The sequence below is a fragment of the Pseudonocardia petroleophila genome (genome assembly GCF_014235185.1).
GTDB lineage: Bacteria > Actinomycetota > Actinomycetes > Mycobacteriales > Pseudonocardiaceae > Pseudonocardia > Pseudonocardia petroleophila.
Map to the genome: position 1 here is coordinate 122,894 of NZ_CP060131.1, position 21,971 is coordinate 144,864.

21 protein-coding genes and 1 pseudogene are annotated in these 21,971 nt (G+C 71.0%); 5 read left to right on the forward strand and 17 right to left on the reverse strand.

Annotated elements, in window-relative coordinates:
- Nucleotides 1-337: 337 nt before the first annotated feature.
- Together H6H00_RS00585 and H6H00_RS00590 are read right to left on the reverse strand one after the other, a co-directional pair.
- The gene (locus H6H00_RS00585) at nucleotides 338-1,156 is read right to left on the reverse strand and encodes a CBS domain-containing protein (RefSeq protein WP_185719453.1); all 819 of its coding nucleotides are present in this window, start codon (nucleotides 1,154-1,156) and stop codon (nucleotides 338-340) included.
- A 448-nt stretch (nucleotides 1,157-1,604) separates the two neighbouring features.
- Entirely contained in the window at nucleotides 1,605-2,114 is a 510-nt protein-coding gene (locus tag H6H00_RS00590) for an IclR family transcriptional regulator (protein WP_185719454.1), read from the reverse strand.
- A 32-nt stretch (nucleotides 2,115-2,146) separates the two neighbouring features.
- Between H6H00_RS00590 and H6H00_RS32720 the strand changes: the two are divergent.
- The 3 genes and pseudogenes from H6H00_RS32720 to H6H00_RS00600 form a co-directional block, all read left to right on the forward strand.
- Nucleotides 2,147-2,242, forward strand: a pseudogene (locus H6H00_RS32720) (oxidoreductase); the annotation flags it as partial.
- Complete coding sequence (locus H6H00_RS32725; RefSeq protein WP_221775738.1) at nucleotides 2,215-2,574, forward strand: flavin reductase family protein; 360 nt, start codon at nucleotides 2,215-2,217, stop codon at nucleotides 2,572-2,574. The pseudogene H6H00_RS32720 and the gene H6H00_RS32725, both read left to right, overlap by 28 nt.
- A 4-nt stretch (nucleotides 2,575-2,578) precedes the next feature.
- Nucleotides 2,579-3,013 carry a GlcG/HbpS family heme-binding protein gene (locus H6H00_RS00600; protein ID WP_185719455.1) on the forward strand — a complete coding sequence of 145 codons (435 nt, stop codon included), beginning with the start codon at nucleotides 2,579-2,581 and terminating at the stop codon, nucleotides 3,011-3,013.
- A gap of 58 nt (nucleotides 3,014-3,071) precedes the next feature.
- On the opposite strand, the gene H6H00_RS00605 is transcribed toward H6H00_RS00600, so the two are convergent.
- From H6H00_RS00605 to H6H00_RS00665, 13 genes are all read right to left on the reverse strand, one after another.
- Nucleotides 3,072-4,088, reverse strand: coding sequence for an AraC-like ligand-binding domain-containing protein (locus H6H00_RS00605; protein WP_185719456.1), 1,017 nt, complete (start codon nucleotides 4,086-4,088; stop codon nucleotides 3,072-3,074).
- 559 nt (nucleotides 4,089-4,647) lie between these two features.
- Nucleotides 4,648-5,907 carry an acyl-CoA dehydrogenase family protein gene (locus H6H00_RS00610; protein ID WP_185719457.1) on the reverse strand — a complete coding sequence of 420 codons (1,260 nt, stop codon included), beginning with the start codon at nucleotides 5,905-5,907 and terminating at the stop codon, nucleotides 4,648-4,650.
- A 205-nt stretch (nucleotides 5,908-6,112) separates the two neighbouring features.
- Nucleotides 6,113-7,135, reverse strand: coding sequence for a helix-turn-helix domain-containing protein (locus H6H00_RS00615; protein ID WP_185719458.1), 1,023 nt, complete (start codon nucleotides 7,133-7,135; stop codon nucleotides 6,113-6,115).
- 389 nt (nucleotides 7,136-7,524) lie between these two features.
- Nucleotides 7,525-8,109 carry an LOG family protein gene (locus tag H6H00_RS00620; protein ID WP_379539921.1) on the reverse strand — a complete coding sequence of 195 codons (585 nt, stop codon included), beginning with the start codon at nucleotides 8,107-8,109 and terminating at the stop codon, nucleotides 7,525-7,527.
- A gap of 163 nt (nucleotides 8,110-8,272) precedes the next feature.
- Nucleotides 8,273-9,442, reverse strand: a complete 1,170-nt coding sequence (locus H6H00_RS00625) for an acyl-CoA dehydrogenase family protein (RefSeq protein WP_379539923.1) — start codon at nucleotides 9,440-9,442, stop codon at nucleotides 8,273-8,275.
- 85 nt (nucleotides 9,443-9,527) lie between these two features.
- Entirely contained in the window at nucleotides 9,528-10,559 is a 1,032-nt protein-coding gene (locus H6H00_RS00630; RefSeq protein ID WP_255425498.1) for a ribose-phosphate diphosphokinase, read from the reverse strand.
- Nucleotides 10,556-11,215, reverse strand: a complete 660-nt coding sequence (locus H6H00_RS00635; RefSeq protein WP_221775739.1) for an HAD family hydrolase — start codon at nucleotides 11,213-11,215, stop codon at nucleotides 10,556-10,558. Before H6H00_RS00635 ends, H6H00_RS00630 begins: the two co-directional genes overlap by 4 nt.
- A 77-nt stretch (nucleotides 11,216-11,292) precedes the next feature.
- Nucleotides 11,293-12,765: a nicotinate phosphoribosyltransferase gene (locus H6H00_RS00640; protein ID WP_255425499.1), complete on the reverse strand. Its 1,473-nt coding sequence runs from the start codon at nucleotides 12,763-12,765 to the stop codon at nucleotides 11,293-11,295.
- A gap of 390 nt (nucleotides 12,766-13,155) precedes the next feature.
- The gene (locus H6H00_RS00645) at nucleotides 13,156-14,133 is read right to left on the reverse strand and encodes a PfkB family carbohydrate kinase (protein WP_255425500.1); all 978 of its coding nucleotides are present in this window, start codon (nucleotides 14,131-14,133) and stop codon (nucleotides 13,156-13,158) included.
- A gap of 10 nt (nucleotides 14,134-14,143) precedes the next feature.
- Nucleotides 14,144-15,142, reverse strand: coding sequence for a LacI family DNA-binding transcriptional regulator (locus H6H00_RS00650; RefSeq protein ID WP_185719460.1), 999 nt, complete (start codon nucleotides 15,140-15,142; stop codon nucleotides 14,144-14,146).
- 37 nt (nucleotides 15,143-15,179) lie between these two features.
- Nucleotides 15,180-15,959 (reverse strand): glutamine amidotransferase, encoded by a 780-nt coding sequence (locus H6H00_RS00655; RefSeq protein ID WP_255425501.1) that lies wholly within the window; start codon nucleotides 15,957-15,959, stop codon nucleotides 15,180-15,182.
- Complete coding sequence (locus H6H00_RS00660; RefSeq protein ID WP_185719461.1) at nucleotides 15,956-16,471, reverse strand: pyridoxamine 5'-phosphate oxidase family protein; 516 nt, start codon at nucleotides 16,469-16,471, stop codon at nucleotides 15,956-15,958. The genes H6H00_RS00655 and H6H00_RS00660 overlap by 4 nt, the downstream gene beginning before the upstream one ends.
- Nucleotides 16,472-16,473: 2 nt before the next feature.
- Complete coding sequence (locus H6H00_RS00665) at nucleotides 16,474-16,941, reverse strand: EutQ-related cupin domain-containing protein (protein ID WP_185719462.1); 468 nt, start codon at nucleotides 16,939-16,941, stop codon at nucleotides 16,474-16,476.
- A gap of 266 nt (nucleotides 16,942-17,207) precedes the next feature.
- Here H6H00_RS00665 and H6H00_RS00670 point away from each other — a divergent pair, with 266 nt between their 5' ends.
- Nucleotides 17,208-18,329, forward strand: coding sequence for a CaiB/BaiF CoA transferase family protein (locus H6H00_RS00670; protein WP_185719463.1), 1,122 nt, complete (start codon nucleotides 17,208-17,210; stop codon nucleotides 18,327-18,329).
- Here the strand turns inward: H6H00_RS00670 and H6H00_RS00675 are convergent.
- On the reverse strand, nucleotides 18,326-19,315 hold the full coding sequence (locus tag H6H00_RS00675) for an IS481 family transposase (RefSeq protein WP_185722067.1): 990 nt from the start codon (nucleotides 19,313-19,315) through the stop codon (nucleotides 18,326-18,328). The genes H6H00_RS00670 and H6H00_RS00675 overlap by 4 nt on opposite strands.
- A gap of 188 nt (nucleotides 19,316-19,503) precedes the next feature.
- Nucleotides 19,504-20,943 (reverse strand): aldehyde dehydrogenase family protein, encoded by a 1,440-nt coding sequence (locus H6H00_RS00680; protein ID WP_221775740.1) that lies wholly within the window; start codon nucleotides 20,941-20,943, stop codon nucleotides 19,504-19,506.
- Nucleotides 20,944-21,147: 204 nt separating this feature from the next.
- Between H6H00_RS00680 and H6H00_RS00685 the strand changes: the two genes are divergently transcribed.
- Nucleotides 21,148-21,969 carry an alpha/beta fold hydrolase gene (locus H6H00_RS00685; protein ID WP_185719464.1) on the forward strand — a complete coding sequence of 274 codons (822 nt, stop codon included), beginning with the start codon at nucleotides 21,148-21,150 and terminating at the stop codon, nucleotides 21,967-21,969.
- Nucleotides 21,970-21,971 lie beyond the last annotated feature (2 nt).

Below are 21,971 nucleotides of genomic sequence, written 5' to 3' on the forward strand. Positions count from 1 at the left end.
TTCTGCCCCCGTTCGGCCGAGCAGCAATGCCGCGGTCCCAACTATAATACCTGAGCTTCCATTTAGACCATGCGCCCACTTATTCCGAAGTGCACGTAGCTCCATAGACGAGTGAGGGGTGTAGACGAGCGCACCAGAAGCGCTCAGCCGAGAGGAAAGCTGTGCAACCTCGCTACGAGTTCGGCATACCCAGACATGGATCCCCGACCTGCCCAGCTCGCCCACCACCTGCGCCAGGCCCGAGTAGAATCCAATTTGCGGCCTCACGAGCATGTGGAGCACCCGTCGTCGACCCGTCTCACCATCTAGTGCGGCGCGCAGACTGATTTCAATGTCGCTAGGCGACATTCTCGTCACCACCCTTTAGTCTTGCACTAAATCGACGACAACGTCGCAGAACCCAGTCTCGGGTTTCCACCAGAAGTTCAACCTCGACAACCGCGAGCGGTCTACGAAAGTGGAAGACGGCATTCCGAAGATCACCGACTGGACGCAATTGCAGACCCACGGCATCGGCATGGCGTCCGAACGCAGGCTGAAATAGAGGGTAGTTTCGTCCGTTCACAACCACATTTATTTGCTCATCGTAGGTCAGATCTTCGATTCGAACCGGCATCCGCGACAGATCAGCGCTATACTTACTTGAAAGTGCATTCTTGATTGCACCGCTCATTACGGTTTCGTTGGCACAACTCTCAATTAATGCTCTAACTCCAAGTTCGATTTCTTGCACCAGGATGTAGGGTTCGGCCAGGCGATGAAGATAAGCCACTAAATCCTCGCCAGTCAGAATCGCCAGAAGCGAGTTCTGATCGCCGACCAGAACCGTCCCACTGCTGCGTAATTGTCGGACTGCGAAGTCCAGCCTGTCGGTCTCACGTACGAGTGGCACTTCTTCTACGAAGTCTTCAACAACTAAGGATTTTAATCCGTGTTTCAAAAGTTGGGGCTGCGAATTCAAGCGGAGGGCGAACTCGCGAAAGCTAAATACGCCAAGAATCTCGTCACCCGCCACGACAGGCAACTGATCGTAACCGCCACCGTGCATTAACGTGATCGCTTCTGTGACCAATGTGTCATCTGTCACATAGACCAGCTCTTGGTCGCTGGGCACAAGCTGTCGAACCCGATGAAAGACAGCGGTTGGATCAGTCATTCGCTCGAAACCTGCGCTGCGCCGAGATCCTCCGAGGGAGGATGGCTGATTGAGGCACCGCAGCGTCCATGGCGCGAACCATATCGTTGCGGGTAGATGGCCGCCCGGCTGGTCGACCCCACAGGGTCATAAGTCAAGCCAGTCGGCGTTCATGGCTGCGGCGCCCCTGCAGCCGGCCCCCTCACTCCAACCTGCGGCAGGCGCACCGTTGCCCGCCAGGAACCTTGCCGCTTACGGCGCGGCACCGGCACGCATCACTGCGCACGGCGCATGATCAACCGCTCGGGCCAGGCCCGCTGACCAGCAAGGACGGGGTTCATAGATCACCGTCGCTGACCATGCTCCCGAACAGCGGGTTCGGGGTTCAAGTCCCTGACGGCGCACCACCCGACAGGCCAGAGCGTCTCGCTCTGGCCTGTTGTTCGTTCACGGGATCCGGCCGACCGGACTACGGGACCGCGGAGTCGACGGCGTAGGAGATCTGCGAGCAGCACGCGCGGAGGGCGTCGGCGTGCGTCCGCGCGTCGTCCTCCCCCCACCGCTGCTCCGGCCCGGACACGCTGACGGCCAGCTCGGGCTCCCCACCCGCCGGGGAGAGGACCGGGGCGGCGAATCCGAACAGTCCAGGGTGGTTCTCCCCGTACGAGACGGCGTATCCCCGGTCGACGATCCGCCGCAGCCGATCCCCGAGTTCCGTCCGCTCGGTGTCCGACAGGCCCGCCCGATCGACGATCGCCGCGCGCACGGCGGGATCCAGGTGCGCCAGCACCGCGTTGCCCGCCGCCCCGCGGACCAGGGGGTGGGCGTCCCCGATGCGGATGACGTGGCGCAGGACGTGCCGCTCGCTCTCGATCCCGAGGCACAGCACCGCCTGGTCGTCCGTGCGTCGGTGCAGGCACACCGTCTCTCCGGGCGCGGCGGCGCTGTCGCTGGCGAGCGACGAGAGCTCGTTCTTCACCGCCAACGCGATGATGGTCGACGGGGGCGCGAGTGCGGTCTGAGACCACCGCGGATCTGCGGACGGTCTTCGGCGCCGTCCCCAGTGGTGTCGCGGCCGTGTGCGGTCGCCACGGGGGCGAGCCGGTCGGCATGACGGTCAGCACCTTCACCCCGGTCTCGCTCGACCCACCATCCTCGGCGAGCACCACGGCCCGGCGGGCCTGCAGCTCTCGTCGGGAGCCGGCGACCGGTTCGCGGGACTGGATATCAGCACCGCCGGGTCGGGCTCGGTCTTCCTGTCGGATCCGTGTGCCTGGTTCGACTGCACGCTCGAGGCCGAGCACCCCGCAGGCGACCACGTCATCGCGCTGCTGCGGATCGACGACTGCGGCACGTCCGGATCGGTCTCCCCCCTCGTCGTGCACGCAAGCCGGTTCCGCCGGCTCGACGCACTCCCGTCCCGAACCCACGAAAGGTGATCCGATGTCCACCGGCCCGACCTTCGCCCCTCCCACGGTCAGCACCACCCTCACCCGCACCCTCCTCGACGCGGCGGTGGCCGCGTCCCGGTCGCACGGCCAGGCCCGCACGATCGCCGTGGTCGACAACGCCGGCGTCCTCAAGGGCTTCGTCCGGATGGACGGCGCCGCCCTGCTCACCGTGCAGATCGCCCAGGACAAGGCCTCCACCGCGGCGTCCTTCGGCATGGCGTCGCACCAGAGGCACGACGTCATCAAGGACGACGCACCCCTCGCGGACGGCATCGTCCACACCGCACGCCTCGTGGTCTTCGGCGGCTGCTACCCCATCACGGTCGACGGCGCCGTCGTCGGCGGTCTCGGGGTGTCGGGCGGGCACTACAGCGACGACATGACGATCGCCACAGCCGCCCTCACCGAGGCCGGCTACCCCGCCTGACGGAGATGGCCCCGACCCGGTCCACCACCTCGACGCACGAGGCGCGTGGGCGTCCCACCTATCGGTGGCCCCGACGCCGCGTCGCGGTGGCCGGCGGTCCTCCTCCGGGTACGGCGGCACCCGTTCTCCGGCTCGCCCGGTACTCGGAGGGTGAGCAGCCGAGTTCCGCCCTGAACACCCGGTTGAGGTGTGAGAGGTCGCTGAAGCCCCATCGTGCCGCGATCGCCGTCAACGAGGTGCCCCGTCCAGCGTCGGCGACGTCCCGGGCGCACGCCTCGACCCGCATCCGCCTCACCTGCTGACCGTAGGTCAGGGCGTGGTCCTCGTAGAGGGCGTGGAGCTTGCGCACGGAGATCTCGAACCGCGCCGCGACGGCGGCGGCCGACAGGTCGCCCCATCGGAGGGAGGCGAGGATGTGCCGGTTGATCGCCCCGCGCAGGGCCGCCTCCGCGTCCGCCCGGCACTGCGGACGGACGTCCGGGGACCCGCCCACCGCTGCGGCGAGGACGGAGGCGAACGCGTCGTCCATCGCTGTCGCCGTCGGGACGTCGAGGCCGTCCACGGTCTGCCAGACGGTTCGCATCATGGCGATGACGGCGGCGGTGGACGGTCGGGCACCGGAGTGCGTCACGGCGGTGGCCCCCTCCGGGCGAGCGAGCAGGGGCAGGAGCTTCTCCCGAGGGACGCGGAAGGACAGCACCTCCCAGTCCTCGACGTAGTCGAGGCTGAACGGCTCCGTGGCGTCGAACATGCCGAACTCGCCCGCCCTCAGCTCGCACGTCCGGCCGCGCTGCTCACCCACGCACACACCGGACAGGACCAGGTTGACGAACACCGAATCGGCCGGCGTCCGCCTCACCTCGGCAGCGCCGTGGACGTGCTTCTGCGCCGTCGAACCGATCGCGGCGCAGTTCGTGCTGCTCAGCGGTGAGGACCGCACCCACCCGCGGAGGCCACCGGCGGAGGTCTCGGCACGTCGTCGAGGGCTGAGCGGGGTGAACGCCTCGCAGATGACGTCGCGCCAGTACGAGAACTGCTCGCCGGCCGGAAGCTCGTCGGTGCTCCAGGTCCGCATCACCTGCCACCTCCTGGATCGTCGTTCGACCGACGGCCGCGCACGGGCGAACCAGAACGGTCGTTCAGACCACCTCGGGCGTCAAGCCTCCGATCGGCGACGAGCACGAGCCCGTGGGGCACCCGAGCGTCCCGCCCGCGCCACGCCTCCCGACGTCACCGCCCCCTCCCGGCCGGTCCCGGAGTCCCCCGTGCGGTGGCCCGTCGCCCGCTACCGCGCGGCCTCGACGGCCCGCCACACCGCCTGTGGCGTCAAGGGCATGTCGACGTGGCGGACTCCCAGGTGCGAGAGGGCGTCGATCACCGCGTCGTGCACGGCCGGTGTGGAACCGATCGTCCCGGACTCACCGATCCCCTGGCCCCCAGCGGGTCGAGGTGGGCGTCTCGGTGTTCGAGGCCTCGAACGAGAACAGGTCGCCGGCCGTCGGGTTCCCGTCCTCGGCCGCGGTGGCGACCTGGGCCCGGGTGGCGCCGGCCTGCACGACGCCCGTGACGCCGGACCCCTCCGCAGACAGCTCGATGTCGTCGCCCGCACGCCCGTCACGCCGTGCTGCGGGTGATCAGTTGCCGGTCGAGAGGCGGTTCTCGGCCAGCGCCAGGTGGTCGTAGCTGGGCTCCATGAACATCTCGTGCAGCTGACGCCGCCGGACGCCCATGTTGCCGCCGTCGTAGACGGGGAAGCAGAGGACGTCCTGCATGATGGCGGCGATCGGGGTCTTGTCGCCGTACCCGTCGACGCCGACCAGTCGCATCGCGTCGTAGACGGTCTGCACCGACAGCTCCGAGGCGTACACCTTGGTGATGTTGGCGAGCTCGCGGTCCAGCCCACCGGTCTTGTCGAAGTGGTCCGCGGCCTTCCACGACAGGTACCGGGCCGCCTCGATGCGCATCTTGATGTCCGCGAGCATGTAGCCGGCGTTCTGGTACTCGATGACCGGGTGCGGGCCGCCGCGGTTGTCGGTCTTGGCGAACTCGTAGGCGTACTCGAACGCGGCACGCATCCGCCCGACGCAGGCGGCACCGATCGGCGCACAGGTCCAGGAGAACGCACCCTTGACCATCTTCATGCCGTCGCCGGGCTGCCCGATCATGTTGGCCAGCGGGACGCGCACGTCCTTGAACTCCACCCGGGGCGAGTTCGTGGCGCGGTGTCCGATGGTGTCGATCATCCCGGTGATCTCCACACCCGGGGTGCCCCGCTCGACCACGACGATCGCCAGCGACTCCTGCGGCGGCTTGGCCGGGTCGGTCCGACAGACGACGCTGATGAGGTCGGCCCCCTTGCCCTCCCAACCAGAGGCGTTGGTCGTGTAGTGCTTCGCGCCGTTGAGGACGATCTCCTCACCCTCGATCCGGGCGAAGGTCTGCAAGCCGACCTTGGGGTCGGGGTTGTCGTAGTTCGCGCCCCCGGTGACCTCGGTGTACGCGATCGCGGCCAGCTTGGGGTCGGAGCCGCAGAAGGGCGGGAGGAACCGCTTCTTCTGCTCCTCCGAACCGAAGTGGACGATCGGGTAGAGCCCGAGACCGGTGCCGAGCACCGCCGACGCGACGTTGACGTCGACGCGAGCGATCTCCTCGACGGCCAGCACGAACTGCAGCGAGGAGAAGGGCGCGCCGCCGTACTCGGCCGGGATGAGCGCCTTGACGAAACCCGCGTCGACCATCTGCTGGAAGAACGGCCGCAGGGCGTAGAAGCGCTCCTCGGGCTTCGCGAGGGGTGCGATCGCGGCTTCCACGCCGCTCAGCACCCCTTCGGCGAACTGCCTGGCCTGCGTACGGACCGCCATCTGATCCGCGTCCAGCGTGAAGTCGAGAGTCATCGGTCTCCCCTTCCGGCTCGATGTCCGCACCGCGTACGAACGTGGAGGAGATGGTCGTCACCGCTGCGGCCCCTGGCTTGAACAGGAGTGCCTCGGGTCTAGGACCGATCTGCACGGGTGTCCCGGAGCACGGCCCGGTCCCGGCCTGCTCCGCGCAGCGGGCACCGTCCGGACGCCGGACCCGCGGTGCGCGACGGGCTGGACCTCAGCGGACGGGGCCCCCGGGTCCGGGCGGAGCACCGCCCGGGAGCGCAGTGCTCCGGTACTGCGACGGGAGGCAGTCGTACCGGGACCGGAAGACCCTGTTGAGGTGGGACAGATCGCAGAAACCCCACCTGCTGGCGAGCTCGGTCAACGATCGGCTCGTTCCCGAGGTGAGCTCACGTGCGCATGCCTCGACGCGCAGCGACATGACGGTCTGGGCGTAGCCCTGTCCCGTGCCCTCGTACAACCGGTGGAGCTTGCGCAGCGAGATGCCGAAGCGCCGCGCCACGCGAGCCGCGGACAGGTCCGCGTGCCGCAGGTTCGCCGTGACGTGACGGTGGATCGCGGCCCGCAACGAGGCGTCGAGCTCGTCGCGGCAGGCATCGCGCAGCTGGTCGCCACCGCCGGCTGCCGCCGCCAGCAGCGCGGTGAACGCGACCTCGGCAGCGTCCCTCCCCACCCGGTCGAGGGAATCGAGGGTGCCCCAGATCGACGTCATGGTGGAGGCGACGAGGGAGGCCGGCCCCCCGGACCCGGCGGCGTGCGTCACGGCGGTGTACCCGTGCGGGTCGGCGAGCAGCGGGATCAGCTGGGTCCGCGGCACCCGGAAGGACACGACGTGCCATTCGTGGGTCGCGGGTTCGCCGATGAACTCGAGGCGGTACTCGGCCGTCGTGTCGAACATCGCGAACTCGCCCGGCCGGACGACGCAGGTGCGGTCGCCCTGGCCCCCCACGCAGTGGCCCCGCAGCTGCAGGTTGACGAAGACGTGGTCGGAGTCGGTGCGGCGGACCTCGGCCTCACCGTGCGTGATCAGCTGCGTCGCCGAGACGACCTCCGCGCAGTTGGTCGCCGTCAGCGCGTCCGACCGCACCCAGCTCTCGATCCCCGGTTGCCGCGGACCAGCGGGACGATGCGCCGACCGCCGCTCCGCGGCGAGCGGCGTGAACGCCTCGCAGATGACCTCGCGCCAGTAGCTGAACTGCTCGCCGACCGGCCGGTCGACCGTCGTCCAGTAGCGCACGCGCCACCCTCCTCGCCCGGGTCGCCAGCGTGAGCCCCGCCGACAGCACAGGGCTCGGACAGAGGAGGAACGCTACCCGGCGATCCGGCCCCGGGGACCCGCGGCGGGCACACGTGGCCCGCGGGCCGCTCAGCCCTTCAGCTCGGGGAACCGGTCGTCGCGGAACCCGGTGACGACCCGCTCCCCCGCCGCCTGCTCCTCCCCGCGGCGCAGGTCGACGCGCCGGACGCTGCTCACGACGGTGCGGGATCAGGAGCCTCGCCGCGGCACGCGACCCTGGCCACCGCCTCGGCGTCCGAGCGGCGGGCCCGAGTCCCACGGCCACGACCGCGCACCGCACCGGCAGGCCGGAGCCGTGCAGCCCTGGCCTGCTGGTCGTTCCGCGGCGTTCACTCCACCGGCCGCCACTGCCGTTCGCCGGCCGGCTCCCAGTTCCGCAGCGCGTCCAGGAGGGTCGCGGGGTCCTCCCCGGCCAGGACGAGCTCGCGGTCGGCCGGGCGGAGGAACCCCTCGGCCACGGCGTGGTCGAGGAAGGCGAGGAAGTGCCCGTAGTACCCGTCGGTGTCGAGCAGGCCCGTCGGCAGCGAGTGGATGCCGAGCTGGGACCACGTGAGGACCTCGGCGAACTCCTCCAGGGTGCCGAGCCCGCCCGGGAGCGCGATGAACCCGTCGGCGAGTTCGATCATCTTCGCCTTGCGCTCGTGCATCGACTCGACGACGTGCAGCTGCGTCAGACCCCGGTGGGCCATCTCCTGGCCGGTCTGCTGACGCGGGATCACCCCGATCACCGTTCCGCCGGCCTCGAGGGCGGCGTCCGCCAGCGTTCCCATCGTGCCGACGCTCGCGCCGCCGTAGACGACGGCGATGCCCTCGTCGGCGAGGTGCCGCCCGAGCCGTCGGGCGCCGTCGACGTACCGCGGCCCGCGGCCGGTGTTCGAGCCGCAGAACACGCACAGGCTCGTGATCGTCGTCATCGGGTCTCCCGTCCCGCTCCGTGCGGCGCCCCGTCGTGTCGGACGCGGGGCCCCGCGACCCAGGCCCGTGACGAGTGCCGGACGGCCCACGCGACCTGGTCCCACGACGGCCGGAGGCCGCGCACCGCGCCCACCAGCCGCAGGACGGACCCGCGCGCCGCCGTCACCGGTACGCCGCCCGACCCGTGAGCGCCTGGCCGATGACCAGCGTGTGCACCTCGTCGGTGCCCTCGTAGGTGCGGACCGACTCGAGGTTGCTGGCGTGGCGCAGCGGCGAGTACTCCCCCGAGATGCCGCTGCCGCCGAGGATGGTGCGGCACTCCCGCGCGATGGCGATCGCCTCGCGCACGTTGTTGAGCTTGCCCACGCTGACCTGCTCGGCGCGGAGCTCGTGCCGGTCCTTCAACCGGCCGAGGTGCAGGGCCAGCAGCATGGCGGAGTTGAGCGCGACCGCCATGTCGGCCAGCTTCTTCTGCGTCAGCTGGAAGGCGCTGATCGGCCGGTCGAACTGGATGCGCGAGTCCGCGTACCCCAGTGCCGCGCGCAGGCTGTCGCGGGCGGCCCCGACGGCTCCGAACAGGATCCCGAACCGTGCCTCGTTCAGGCAGGCCAGCGGACCGCGCAGGCCCCGGGCCTCCGGCAGCATCGCCGAGGCCGGCAGGCGCACGTCCTGCAGGTGCAGCGACGAGGTCACCGACGCGCGCAGGGACAGCTTCTGCGTGATGTCGGTCGTCGTGAAACCGGGGGTGCCGCGGGGGACGAGAAAGCCGCGGATGCCGTCGTCGGTCCGGGCCCACACCGTCGCGACGTCGGCGAGGCCGCCGTTCGTGATCCACGTCTTGGAGCCGTTGAGCACCCAGTCGCCGCCGTCGCGGACCGCCCGGGTGCGCATCCCCGCGGGGTCGGAACCGAAGTCGGGCTCGGTCAGCCCGAAGCAGCCGACGGCCTCGCCCGCGGCGAGCCGCGGGAGCCACTCCGTCCTCTGCTCCTCCGACCCCCACCGCCAGATCGAGAACATCGACAGCGAGCCCTGCACGGAGACGAAGCTGCGCAGGCCGGAGTCGACCCCCTCCAGCTCCAGGCAGGCCAGGCCGTAGCTGACGGCGTTCGTGCCCGCGCAGCCGTAGCCGTAGAGGTGCATGCCGAGCAGCCCGAGCTTGCCGAGCTCGGGCACGAGGTCGCGGGGGAAGGTCGCGGAGTCGTACCACCCGGCGACGTGCGGGCGGGCCCGGTCGTCGAGGAAGTCGCGCACCGTCCGTTGGATGTCCCGCTCCTCCTCCGAGAGCAGCGAGGCGGTGTCGAGCAGGTCCAGCGGGTCCGTCATGACGGGCATGGGTTCTCCGGTGTCGGTGCGTACGGGCAGGGGCGGGCGGGCGGGCCTGACGGGGACGGTCCGGTCGTCGGCACGGCGCAGCCGTTCAGAACAGGTGGTTGTTGCCGCCGAAGACCTCGCTGACGGAGTCGTCGGTGAAGATGCGGTGGATGGAGTCGGCCAGCAGCGGCGCGCAGGAGACGACGTCGACGTTGCCGGGGACGCCGGGGCGCAGCGGGATGGTGTCGGTGACGACGATGCGCTCGAACGGCGCGACCGCGAGGTTCTCGTGCGCGCGCCCGCTCAGCACGGGGTGCGTCGCGGCGGCGAACACCCGCCGGGCACCGGCCCGGACGACGGCCTCGCCGGCCGCCCGCAGCGTGCCGGCGGTGTCGATGATGTCGTCGACGATGATCGCGGTGCGGCCGCGCACGTCACCGATCACGTGCCCGATCTCGGCGACCTGCTGGCGGGGGCGTTCCTTGTCCAGGATGGCGAGCCCGGCACCCATGCGGGTGGCGAACTGCTTGTTGAGCTTGACCCGTCCCGCGTCGGGTGCGACCACGACGAGCTCCCCGGGATCCGCCTCGAGGCCGCGGAAGTGGTCGGCGAGCATCATCAGCGCGGTCATGTGGTCGACCGGCCGGGAGAAGAAGCCCTGCAGCTGGCCCGCGTGCAGGTCCATGGTCAGGACCCGGTCCACCCCGGCGGACTCGAGCATGCGCGCCACCAGCCGGGCGGAGATGGGTTCGCGCGGGGCGGACTTCTTGTCCTGGCGGGAGTAGCCGTACCAGGGGGTCACCGCGATCACCCGGTGCGCGCTGGCCCCGACCGCGGCGTCGATCATGACGAGCAGCTCGAGCAGCGCGTCGTTGGAGTTGAGGCCGGTGGCGGGGTTGCCGCACATCGGCTGGACGATGAACACGTCCGCGCCGCGGATGGAGTCGGTGTAGCGGCAGTACACCTCGTCGTTGGAGAAGGTCCGCAGGGTCACCGGACCGAGCTCGACGCCGAGGCGGCCGGCGATGGCCGAGGCCAGGGCGGGGTTGGCGCGGCCCGCGAACAGCATGAGCCGCTTGTCGTGGCTGAACCGCATGCTCGTCGGACCCGGCCGCAGGGGCGCGGTCCCGGCCGTCACGCCGGGCACCCGCGACCGGCCCGCGCGCCGTCGAGCAGCTGCCGGCCCAGGGCGTACGCGCCGCGGAGGTCGTCCCCCTCGAAGCACACCGCGGCGCTCTCCCGCAGCCGGGCGGTGCAGTTGACCCCCACCGAGTGCGGCAGCCGCGCGAACAGCAGGGTGTCCGAGGTCGAGTCGCCGTACGCCACGCACTCCCGGTCGGTGATCCCGAGCTCGTCGAGCAGCGCCAGGGTGATGTCGACCTTGTGCTGCAGCGTGAGGAGCCGTTCCTTCCGGGTCGGGGTGTTGGGGACCACGTCGGACCCGAAGGTGCGGTGGGCGCCCCACCCCTCCAGCCGCCGGACGAAGAAGTGCGGGGACTGCGAGATGACGGCGATGTGCTCGCCCCGGGCACGGATGTCGGCGAAGACCTCGCGGACGCCGTCCATCCAGGCCGCGGCGGCGAACGCGGCGTCGATCTCGGCCTCGCTGACGTCGGCCCAGAGCGGCAGCATCCGCTCCCAGAACTGCACGTCGGTGATCTCGCCGCGCAGCCACGCCTGCTCGATCCGGTCGGCCGGCTCGAAGGTCCCCAGGTGCCGGGCGAGCTCGACCGAGCCGGCTCCGCGCAGGAGGGTGCCGTCCATGTCGAACACGTGCAGGTGGGTCCGGGTCATCGCACAGGCTCCAGTGGTCGGCGTGAGCGGTGCCGTCGCGGCCGGGGGGTCGGCCGCGACGGCGCCGCGGGCGTGCATCAGGCCGACGCGGCCACGGCGGCCTCGTTGACCACGGTGCGCATCTGTCCGACGTGGCTGATGTAGTACGACTCCGGGACCTCCCGCTCGGCGTGGGCGATGAGGTCGGTGAAGTCCCACTTCTTGAGCAGCTTGCCGTTGCGGAACACCGGCGTCAGCACGTTCTCCGACTCCGGGATGGACCCCTTCGGCACGGTGACGTAGGTGCCGTTCTCGTACTTCAGCGCCAGGCGGCCCGCCTTGGAGGTCTTGAACGACGCCCCGGTCGGCTGCTTGGCGATGTCGCGCCACTCGCCGTTCACGCACACCGCCGACGCCTTCTGCCCGAAGTTCATCGTGTCGCGGTTCCAGTGCTGCAGCAGGCCACCGCCCATCCCGAAGACCGCGTTGTCGGCGGCGAGCCCACGGCGCTCGAGCTCCATGTACACCTGCGGGAGGCTGTAGAAGTTCACCCCGTCGCCCTGCACGACCCGGATGTAGGGCGGGAGGATCTTGAAGCCCTTCGAGTTGACCTCGTAGCCGAAGGCCTCCATCAGCCACTCGGTGGTGTCCGCGGTGACCTGGACGATGTCGCCGGAGTCGGGCCGGATCCCGACCAGGCCCGGGAAGCTCCGGATCTGCTCCTTCAGCTCGACACCGATGATCTTCTTGACGCAGTTCTCGTGGTCGTAGGTGTCGCTGAGCAGGAGCGCGACGCCGCTCGCGGCGTAGATGGTGAGCATGTTCCGCAGCGCGTCGGCCTCGTTCCCGCGGCCCCAGGCGCAGAAGCCGGCGTGCTCGGAGTTCGGGCCCGAGTTGGAGACCTTGCCCGCGTTGTAGAAGTGCTTGGCCGCCAGGATGCCGGGGACCGTGTCGGACTGGTCGAAGTTGACCAGGTGCGCCAGGCCGCCCAGTGCGGCGGACTGCTGGGAGCTCACCCCGCGCGCGCCGTAGTCGTGCAGGATGTTGCGGATCAGGTGGGGGTTGTCCGAGGTGCGGGCCAGCGCCTCCTTGATGACCATCTTCGACAGCCAGCTGACCGTGCCGATCGTCGTCGGGTACCAGACGGCGCGCAGCAGGGCGGTCTCGAAGAAGCTGGTGGCCCAGAAGTACTTCGGGTCGGTGTTGATCAGCTGGACGAGGACGTTGCGCGCCGGCAGCACGATGCCCTCCGGCACGGCCTCGATCTCGACGGGCAGGTAACCGCCGTGGTCGTTGAGGATGCCGAGCCAGTTGTCGCGATTGAAGTGCATGCCCTGCTCGCGCGTGACGAACTCGGCCTCGTCGATGTCCTCGAGCGTGATCGGGCGCATCAGGTACTCACGCAGGTACGCCTGCAACCCGACGAACTGGGTCACCGGCCAGTCGCCGCCGCGGGACTCGATGTAGCTCGAGACGTACTCGGTGCCCGGGGGGTACAGCGGGTAGTGGCAGTGCTTGTAGTTGTCGGTGTTGATGATCAGGTTGTCGAGGTAGCCCATCGGCTCGCCCACCTTCCACGAGAGTCGTTTCTACCTGCCATGCGCGCCGACATCGGATGGCACGACAGACTTGGGATGCGCGGAACCACGGTTCTACGCCTTCGAGCAGCCTTGCGTACGTGCTGGCCCATCACCAGGGATCGGCTCGTTCGGCAACACCATATTAACGTTTCTAGTGTGACCGTCAACTCATCTCGGCGCCGAGTTTCGGCCCCGCCCCAGGTCGGGGCGCCGGCCCGGGGCGCGCCGCGGTCGCCGGCGGCCGGCATCACCACAGCCAGAACCCGTACGCCGCTCGCGACCCGCGAGGTCCGGGGCGGGACGCGTCGCTCCCTCGGAGCACGACTCGGCGCGTAGTCCCGCCGGAAGCAGTAAACGATTCTACCCAGGATGGGTCGCCCGCTACCGGGCCCGGGCGGAGACCTCCGCGGCCAGCTCGTCGGCGGTGGGCATGCCGCCCCGGGCGCCGTCGCCGCCGACCGAGAGCGACGCCGCGACGTTGGCCAGCCGGACGGCGTCGGCGAGGGGCCCGCCCCGGGCCAGCTCGAGGGCGAGCACGCCGTTGAAGGTGTCCCCCGCCCCCGTCGTGTCCCGGACGGTGGCCGGTCGGGGCGGCACGTGGGTGACGGCTCCCGTGGGCTCGACGAGGAGGACCCCGTCGGCCCCGAGGGTGACCGCCACGTCCGCACCGGTCAGCTCCGCCAGGGCCAGTGCGGCGTCCCGGACCGACGCCGACGGGGGCGCGCCGGGCGGCTCCCCCGTCGCGGCCCCCGGCCGGGCGACACCGGCCAGCTCGGCGAGTGCGAGGCACTCGCCCGCGTTGGGCGTCAGGATCGGGCCGAGCCCGAGCAGGTCGGCGACGACGGGCAGCACCGGCGCGGGGTTGAGGACGCACCGCACGCCGGCGGCCCGGGCGGCGCGCACGGCGGCCGCGACGGCGGCAGCCGGGACCTCCGTGCTGACGAGGACGCAGCCCGCCCCGGGCAGCAGCCGGCCGAGCCGGGCCACGACCGCCTCCGCGCTCACGTCGTCGTTCGCGCCGGCGCCGACCGCGATCTGGTTCTCGCCCCCGGGCCCGACCACGATCAGCGCCACCCCGGTCGGCGCCGACGCGCTGACCTCGACCCCGCCGGTGTCGACCCCGTCGTCCTGCAGGTCGCGGAGGGCCTGCCGCCCGATGTCGTCGTCGCCGACGGCGCCGACGAGGACGACGGCACCACCCGCGCGGGCCGCCGCGACCGCGGCGTTCGCACCCTTCCCGCCGCCGTACCGCTCGACGCCAGGGCCGACGACGGTCTCGCCCGGCGCGGGCAGGCGCGGGGCGTTCACCACCATGTCCACGTTGACCGCGCCGACGACCACGACGTCGATCCCGCTCACCGGCGCGTCCTCACCCGCGCGGCGGCCCGACGCTGTCGCGGATCTTGACGACGGCGGGGAGTGTGTCACTGGTGTCGACATCGTTGCCCTCCAGCAGGTCGAACAGCACGTTCGCGGCGCGGTACCCCATGTCGTGGGCCGGCTGGCGCACGCTGGTGAGGCGGGGGGTGAGCAGCGCCGAGATGGGCAGGTCGTCGAAGCCCACCACGCTCATGTCGTCGGGCACCGTCAACCCGCTGCTGCGGAGGCAGTCGATGGCGCCGATGGCCATCAGGTCGTTGGCGCACAGCAGTGCGGTGGGCCGCTCGGCCGCCGGGCCCGCGAGGATCTGCTCGGCCGCGGCCCGGCCCGACTCCTGCCGGTAGTCCCCCGCGTGGACCGGGACGGAGTCGGGGTCGATGCCGGCACCGGCGATCGCCTCCCGGTACCCGGCGAGTCGCTGCTGCGCGGTCCACAGCGCAGGCGGCCCGCCGATCACCGCGATGCGGCGGTGCCCGTGGTTCAGCACGTGCGTCGCGACCTCGCGCGCGCCGCGCCGGGAGTCGCACACGATCGCCGGGAGGTCCCGGCCAGGGATCTGCTCGTCGACGAGGACGACCGGCCCGGACTTCGCGAGGTCGTAGATGGACTCGGGCATCGACCCCGTCCCCGACAGGTAGATCACCCCGTCGACCCGCTGGCTGCGCAGCAGCCTCGCGTAGTTCTCCTCCGGCAGCTCGATCGCGTCCGGTACCACGAGCACGACCAGGACGTTGACCGCCGACGCCGCGCGCTGCACCCCCTCGGTGACCATCGCGAAGAACTGGTTGGTCAGATCGGGGACGACCATGGCGATCGTCGAGGCCGAGCGGCGCTTGAGGCTCCGCGCCGACTCGTTCGGCGAGTAGTCGAGGAGGCGGATCGCGTCCAGGACGCGGTTCCTCCTGTCCTGCGCCACGGGGCCGCTGTCGTTCAGCACGTAGCTGACCGTGCTGACCGAGACGTTCGCGCGTTCTGCGACGTCCTTCATGGTGGGACGACGGCGTGCAACCACGGTCGGGACCTCTCTACGAGCTGGCGCGAGCCGCCCACCGCAGGACGGACGCCCAGAACTGCTGGTAGTGCGGCCACCCCACGAACTCGGGTGGCGCCCAGTGCGGAGCCAGATCGGAGGTGAAGGCCACGGACCGGCCCTCACCCGCCTGTCCGACAACCAGCAGCGGGTCGTCACCGGCCCGTGCGACGGTCGTCGCCTCCGGCTTGGCGATCACCCGGTTGTACCCCAGCAACGACGGCCACTCCGCAGGGGTACCACCGAGCACCTCGTGCGTCGGTCGGTCGAAGTCCGCCTTGATGCCCTCGGACTCCTCGATCCGGTCGTCGTGGTCCAGCATCGCGACGGGCAGCACGTCGGCCAGCGGGGTCATGCCGAACCGCGCCTTGCCGTCGATGCCGGTGAAGGACATGTAGCCACCGATCATGACCAGTCCCCCGCCCGCCCGCGTCCAGTCCCGCAGCAGGGCGAGCCGGTTGGGGCTGCGCTCCGACCGCAGGAACGTCTCGTCGGGCAGCAGGAACGAGTTGGACCCGATGTCGGAGAGCACCACGACGTCGAACTCGTCGAGCTCGGTCATGGTCCGGGGGAACCTCGAGGAGATCTCGTGCCCCCGGATGTAGGTGACCGGGAAGCCCTCGCGGTCGAGAGCGGCCAGGAACTCGCCGGCGCCCTCCTCGTACTCCGTGGTGTGGAACTGGTCGAAGCCCTTCATGTGGATGGTGTGCTTCATCCACGACTCACCGGCGAACAGCACCCGCGGCGGGCGGCCCGGCGCGACCCCGGCGCTCACAGGATGCGGTCCTCGACGTGGGCCGGGAGCACGCGCGACTCCGGCATGGGCAGGACGCTGAGCTCGCGCATGTCCCACCCGATCATCTTGTCCGGCACCAGCTCGTAGTAGGTCCGGCCGGCGACGTCGCCGAACTCGAGGTACTGCTCGGCGAACGGGTGCCCGACGTGGAAGTACTTGTCGAACACGAGCTCGGCCAGCTCGGCGGCCAGCGCCGCGTCCTCGACCCGCCGCATGCTGCCGACGATCCGGACACCGGACACCGTCGCGTACTCGTCCCCCTGGTCGACCAGTGCGGACAGCGCGCGTCCCGCCCGGAAGTTGTCGCCGTGCCGGGACGCGGCGTCGATGGGGATGTAGATCTTCTTGTCGCGCACCACCAGCCAGAGCGGCGAGAGGTAGATCGATCCGTCCTCATCGGCCGTCGCCACGCGGATGGTCTTCGCCCGGGACAGGTAGGCCCAGCGCTTGTCGCCCCGCAGGGGCTGCCAGGTGCTCGCGGTGACGGCCATGGTCAGTTCCCCTCCGCGGCGCGCAGCGCCTTCAGTTCGCGGCTGTAGTCGGGCGCGTCGGCGACGCCGACCTTGGGCGACGGGCCGGAGGTCCAGAGGAACTTCCAGGTGACCCCGGTGTTCTCGAGCGTGTACTTGTAGCCGGCCGGCAGGTAGATGTGCTCCCCCGCGGCGGCCTCGAGCACGACCGTGCGTCCGGCCGCGTCCTCGACGACCAGGTGGATCTTCCCCTCGAGCACGTAGTGCGTCTCGTCGAAGTCCTTCTGGTCCCAGTGGTAGGGCAGGTGGTCGGGCTCGCCGTAGCAGTAGCCGTGCCGGAAGTAGCGGGCGTCGTCGCGCTCCCGCGACAGGAAGATGTTGGTCACGATGCCGGTGTTGAACGTCAGCACCGGCATCTTGTCGATCTCCTCGGGCACGATGACCCGCGGGTAACGACGCGCGTTGCGGGCATCGGGGTCGTACTCCGTCACGGCAACGGCCTCCTCTCAGATTGTCCGACTCGGGTACCGTGCGAGAAACCTTTCGCACCGGCCTGACCGCCGTGCACGTTCGCGAACGACGCATCATGTTGATTCGTTTCTAGCGTAGCGCGACCCACTGGCCCGAGGTCAAGGCTTTCCCGGCGGCCAGTTCCGTCGAGCCCCTGCTCGTGCCCCGGAACTGCGGGCTTGACGCTCCGCGTCGCCCGTCCTACGTTTCGTAGAAAGCTTTCTATGCTTCAGGAGGTGCGGTGGCGGTGTCCGAGCCGACGGCGCTCGACGGGCTGGAGGTGCTCGACTTCTCCCGGGTACTGGCGGGGCCCTTTGCGACCATGCTGCTCGCCGACCTCGGCGCCACCGTCACCAAGGTCGAGCGACCCGGCGGCGGGGACGACACGAGGGCGTGGGGTCCGCCGTACGACGACGCGGGGCAGGCCACCTACTTCCAGGCGGTCAACCGCAACAAGGCGACCAGCGCACTCGACCTGTCCTCGCCCGCGGGCCTGGCCGCCGCGCAGGCCGCCGCGGCGCGCGCGGACGTCCTGGTGGAGAACTTCCGGCCGGGGGTCATGGAGCGGCTGGGACTCGGCCCGGCCGAGCTCTGCGCCGCGAACCCGCGGCTGGTCTACTGCTCGGTCACCGGCTTCGGCGCGGGCGCGGGCGCCGGGATGCCGGGGTACGACCTGCTGGTCCAGGCCGTCGGCGGCCTGATGAGCATCACCGGCGAGCCGGACGGCGAGCCCCAGAAGGTCGGGGTGGCGCTGGTCGACGTCCTCGCCGGGCTGTTCGCCTCGGTCGGCATCCTCGCCGCGCTGCGGCACCGCGAGTCCACCGGACACGGCCAGCGGATCGAGGTCGACCTGCTGTCGAGCCTCCTCGCGGCGCTGGTCAACCAGGGCTCCGCGTACACCGCGGGCGGGGTGGTCCCCCGCCGGCTCGGCAACCGGCACCCGAGCATCGCCCCGTACGAGCTGTTCCCCTGCTCGGACCGCGACCTCGTCCTGGCCGTCGGCACCGACCGCCAGTTCCGGGTCCTCTGCGCCGTGCTCGACCTGCCCGAGGTCGCGGGCGACGCCCGCTTCGCCACCAACGCGGACCGCGTCGGCCACCGCGACCTGCTCCGGCAGGTGCTGGAGGAGCGGCTGAGCCGGAGGCCTGCGGCGGAGTGGGTGGAGCGCCTGACCCGCGTCGGGGTCCCCGCCGGCGTCGTGAACGACGTCGCCGGCGCCTTCGCGCTCGCCGAGTCCCTCGGGCTCGACCCCGTCGTGCGGCTGCCGCGCGCCGACGGGACCTCGATCGGCCTGACCCGCAACCCGATCACGCTGTCGAGGACCCCGGTGCGCTACCGGACGGCCCCGCCCGCGCTGCCCGAGCCCTAGTTGTACTGATCGGACAGGTTAGTCAATCTGGTGATCGGTGGGTGTCCGCCGCAGGCGGTGTGGGGTCGGTGATGGTTGTACTCGTGAATCCAGCCCGGTAGGGCTTTGCGGCGGTGGGTTTCGCTGGCGTAGAGCCGGCGGAACGCCCATCCCTCGACCAGGGTCCGATGGAACCGTTCGACCTTGCCGTTGGTCTGCGGGCGGTAGGGGCGGGTGCGGCGGTGGCGGATCTCAAGCTCGGCGCAGGCCTCGCGCCACAGGTGTGAGCGGTAGCAGGCGCCGTTGTCGGTCAGGACCGCCCGGACGGTGACGTGGCGGGCGGCGAACCAGGCCACTGCCCGGTGCAGCACGGCGACCGCGGTGGCGGCGGTTTCGTCGTCGCACATCTCGGTGTAAGCGACGCGGGAGTGGTCGTCCAGGACGGTGTGCAGGTAGCCGGTGCCCATCTTGGGATGGTGGTGACGGTTGCGCGGCTTGCCCGGGGTCGCGGCCCGATGACGCTTGCCTTGGGCGCGTCCGACGAAGCGCCATCCGCCGCCGTCGGGGATGTTGCCCAGCTTCTTCACATCCACGTGGGCCAGGTCGCCGGGGTGGGGATGTTCGTAGCGGCGCACAGGTTCCCCGGTGGCCCGGTCCAGGTGGGAGAGCCGGTTGATCCGGCACGAGGTCAGGATGCGGTGCACCGTGGAGGTCGACAGCCCCAGGATCGCGGCGATTCCGACCGGCCCCAGGCGTTGCTTCCAGCGCAGGTGCACGACCTTGCGCACCGCCGGGGCCGGCGTCGCGCAGGGTGAGTGGTGCGGGCGGGAGGACCGGTCTTGCATGCCGGCCTCGCCCTCGCAGGCGTACCGGTCGGCCCAGCGTTTCGCCGTCGGCCAGGACACCTGGAACCGTTCCGCAGCCCGGGCGACGGGCCAGTCCTGCTCGACGACCAGCTTCCCCAGCCGTAGTCGTGCGGTCGGGGTCAGCGCGGCGTTAGCGTGCACGGTGAGGACCTCCTGGGTCGTGGTGTGGGTGCCGTCAGACAGCTCCACACCACCCCAGGGGGTCCTCACCTATCAAGATCAGTCAGACCGTGTCGTCACACGACCTCGACCAACGTCTCCGATCAGTACACCTAGGCACGGGCCGGCCGGCGGTGGGTGCGAGGGGCGCCCACCGCCCGCCGGGCGGCTCAGGCGCCGGCGTAGCCGAAGACCGACTTGGTCTCCAGGAACTCGCGCAGGCCGAAGTCCGAGTACTCCCGGCCGTTTCCGGACTGCTTGTAGCCACCGAACGCGCCGGCGAAGTCGAGCCCGGCCCCGTTGACGTGGACCATCCCCGTCCGCATGCGGCGCGCCACCGCGCGGGCCCGCTCCAGGTCGGCGGACGAGACGAACCCCGCCAGGCCGTACACGGTGTCGTTGGCGAGGCGGATCGCGTCGTCCACGTCGGTGTAGGTCGTCACCGTGACGACCGGTCCGAAGATCTCCTCCTGCGCGATCTCCATGTCGTTGGTGACGTTCGCGAGGACGGTCGGACGCACGAAGTAGCCGACGTCCAGCCCGGCGGGACGGCCGAGTCCCCCGGCCACGACCGTCGCGCCGGCGTCCACCGCGCCGCGGATCAGGCGCTGCACCTTGTCGTAGGCGGCCCGGGACACGAGCGGCCCGATCTGCACGCCCTCCTGCTCCGGGTGCCCCACGACGACCGCCTCGGCCGCCGTCCGGGCGTGCGCGAGCACCTCCTCCAGCTTGGTCTCGGGGACCAGCCACCGGGCACCCGCGTTGCAGGACTGCCCGGAGTTCGCGTACACGTCGGCGAGGTCGCGCGGGACGACGGAGGCGAAGTCGGCGTCGTCGAGCATGATGTTCGCCGACTTGCCGCCCAGCTCCTGGGCCACCCGCTTCACCGTCGGGGCGGCGCTCCTGGCCACCTCGACGCCGGCGCGCGTGGACCCGGTGAAGGAGACCATGTCGACGTCGGGGTGGGAGGTGAGCGCGCTCCCGGCCGTGGGGCCGTCGCCGTGGACGAGGTTGAACACCCCGGCCGGGACGCCGGCCTCGTGCAGGACCTCGGCGATGACCACCGCGTTGAACGGGGCGAGCTCGGAGGGCTTGAGCACCATCGTGCACCCCGCGGCGAGCGCAGGGGCCACCTTCGCCGCGATCAGCAGCGGCGGCCAGTTCCACGGCGTGATCAGGCCGCAGACCCCGATCGGCTCGTAGCGGACCTGGGTGCCGCCCCGCTGCTCCTCGAACGCGAAGTTCTTCAGTGCGTCGATCGCGAAGGTGAACTGGCCGAGCCCGGCGCCCACCTGGGCCGTGCCGGCGAGGGAGGCGGGCGCGCCCATCTCGGCCGTCAGGGCGTCGGCGATGTCCTGCGACCGCGACCGGTACACCTCGACGATCCGCTCGAGCAGCTGCACCCGCTCCGCGACGGTCGTCTGCGAGAAGGACGCGAAGGCCGCACGAGCCGCCGCCACCGCCCGGTCGACGTCCTCGGCGCCACCCAGGGCCACCGTGGCGATCGCCGTCTCGGTGGCGGGGTCCAGGACGTCCGTCGACGACGCCGAGGCCGACGGGTCGACCCACTCGCCGTCGATGTAGAAACGATCCGCGTTCGTCATCCTCATCCTCACTGCTGCCGGGAGATCACTGACGCAGCCGTGTCCGGAGCTCGTCCGCGCCCACGTCAGGGAAGGTTCGTCCGGGTTCGCTCGGCGGGAACGTGCTCGCACAGCCGGGTAGAAACGATTGCACCGCAGGGTAGAGGGCGCCGAGGAAGTGGGTCAAGGCGTCGGTTCCGGACGGGGCGGTCGCGAGTGGTAGAAGGGTCCATGCCAGCCACGACCCGCTCCACGACGGCGCCCGACGGTGCGCGCATCGACTACACCGAGCACCACCGCTCCGGCGCCGGCCGTGCGGTGGTGCTGCTCGCCGGGTTCGGGGCGCCGGCGACCTCGTGGCTCCACCAGGTGCCCGCGCTCGTGCGGGCGGACCACCGGGTGGTCACGGCCGACCTGCCCGGCCACGGCACGGCCGGCCCGACGCCGGACGGCAGCACCATGCGCGGGCGCGCCGACCACCTGCACGCGCTGCTCGAGCACCTGGACCTGCACGACGCCGTGCTCGTCGGCGGCTCGATGGGCGGCAACACGATCTGGGCGCACGTGGCCGCCCACGGCACCGGGTGGCTGGCCGGCATCGCGGTCGCCGACCAGACCCCGAAGATGGTCAACACCGACGACTGGCCGCACGGGTTCTACGGCTACACCGAGGCCAACCGGGCGGGCTTCTTCGCCGACGGCATCCCGGACACCGGGCACGGCACCCCCCTGTGGCGCCGGGGCCTGCGCCTGGTCCGGCTGCTCCGCGCGATGCGGGGCGCGCGGCGCACGCTGTCCCCGGCCGACCACGTGCTCCTCGACGACCACGGTGCCGCCGACTGGCGCGACACCGTGCGCGCGGTGGACGTGCCCGTCCTCTTCGTCGCCGGGGCCGAGAGCGAGCTGTGGCCCGCCTCCCACGCCGACGCGTCCGCGGCGCTGTCCCCCCACGGTCGCGCCGTCACGATCCCCCGGGCCGGCCACGCGGTGAACATGGAGCAGCCCGCGGCGTTCGACCGGGCGCTGCTGGAGTTCCTGCGGGGCCTGCGCTGACC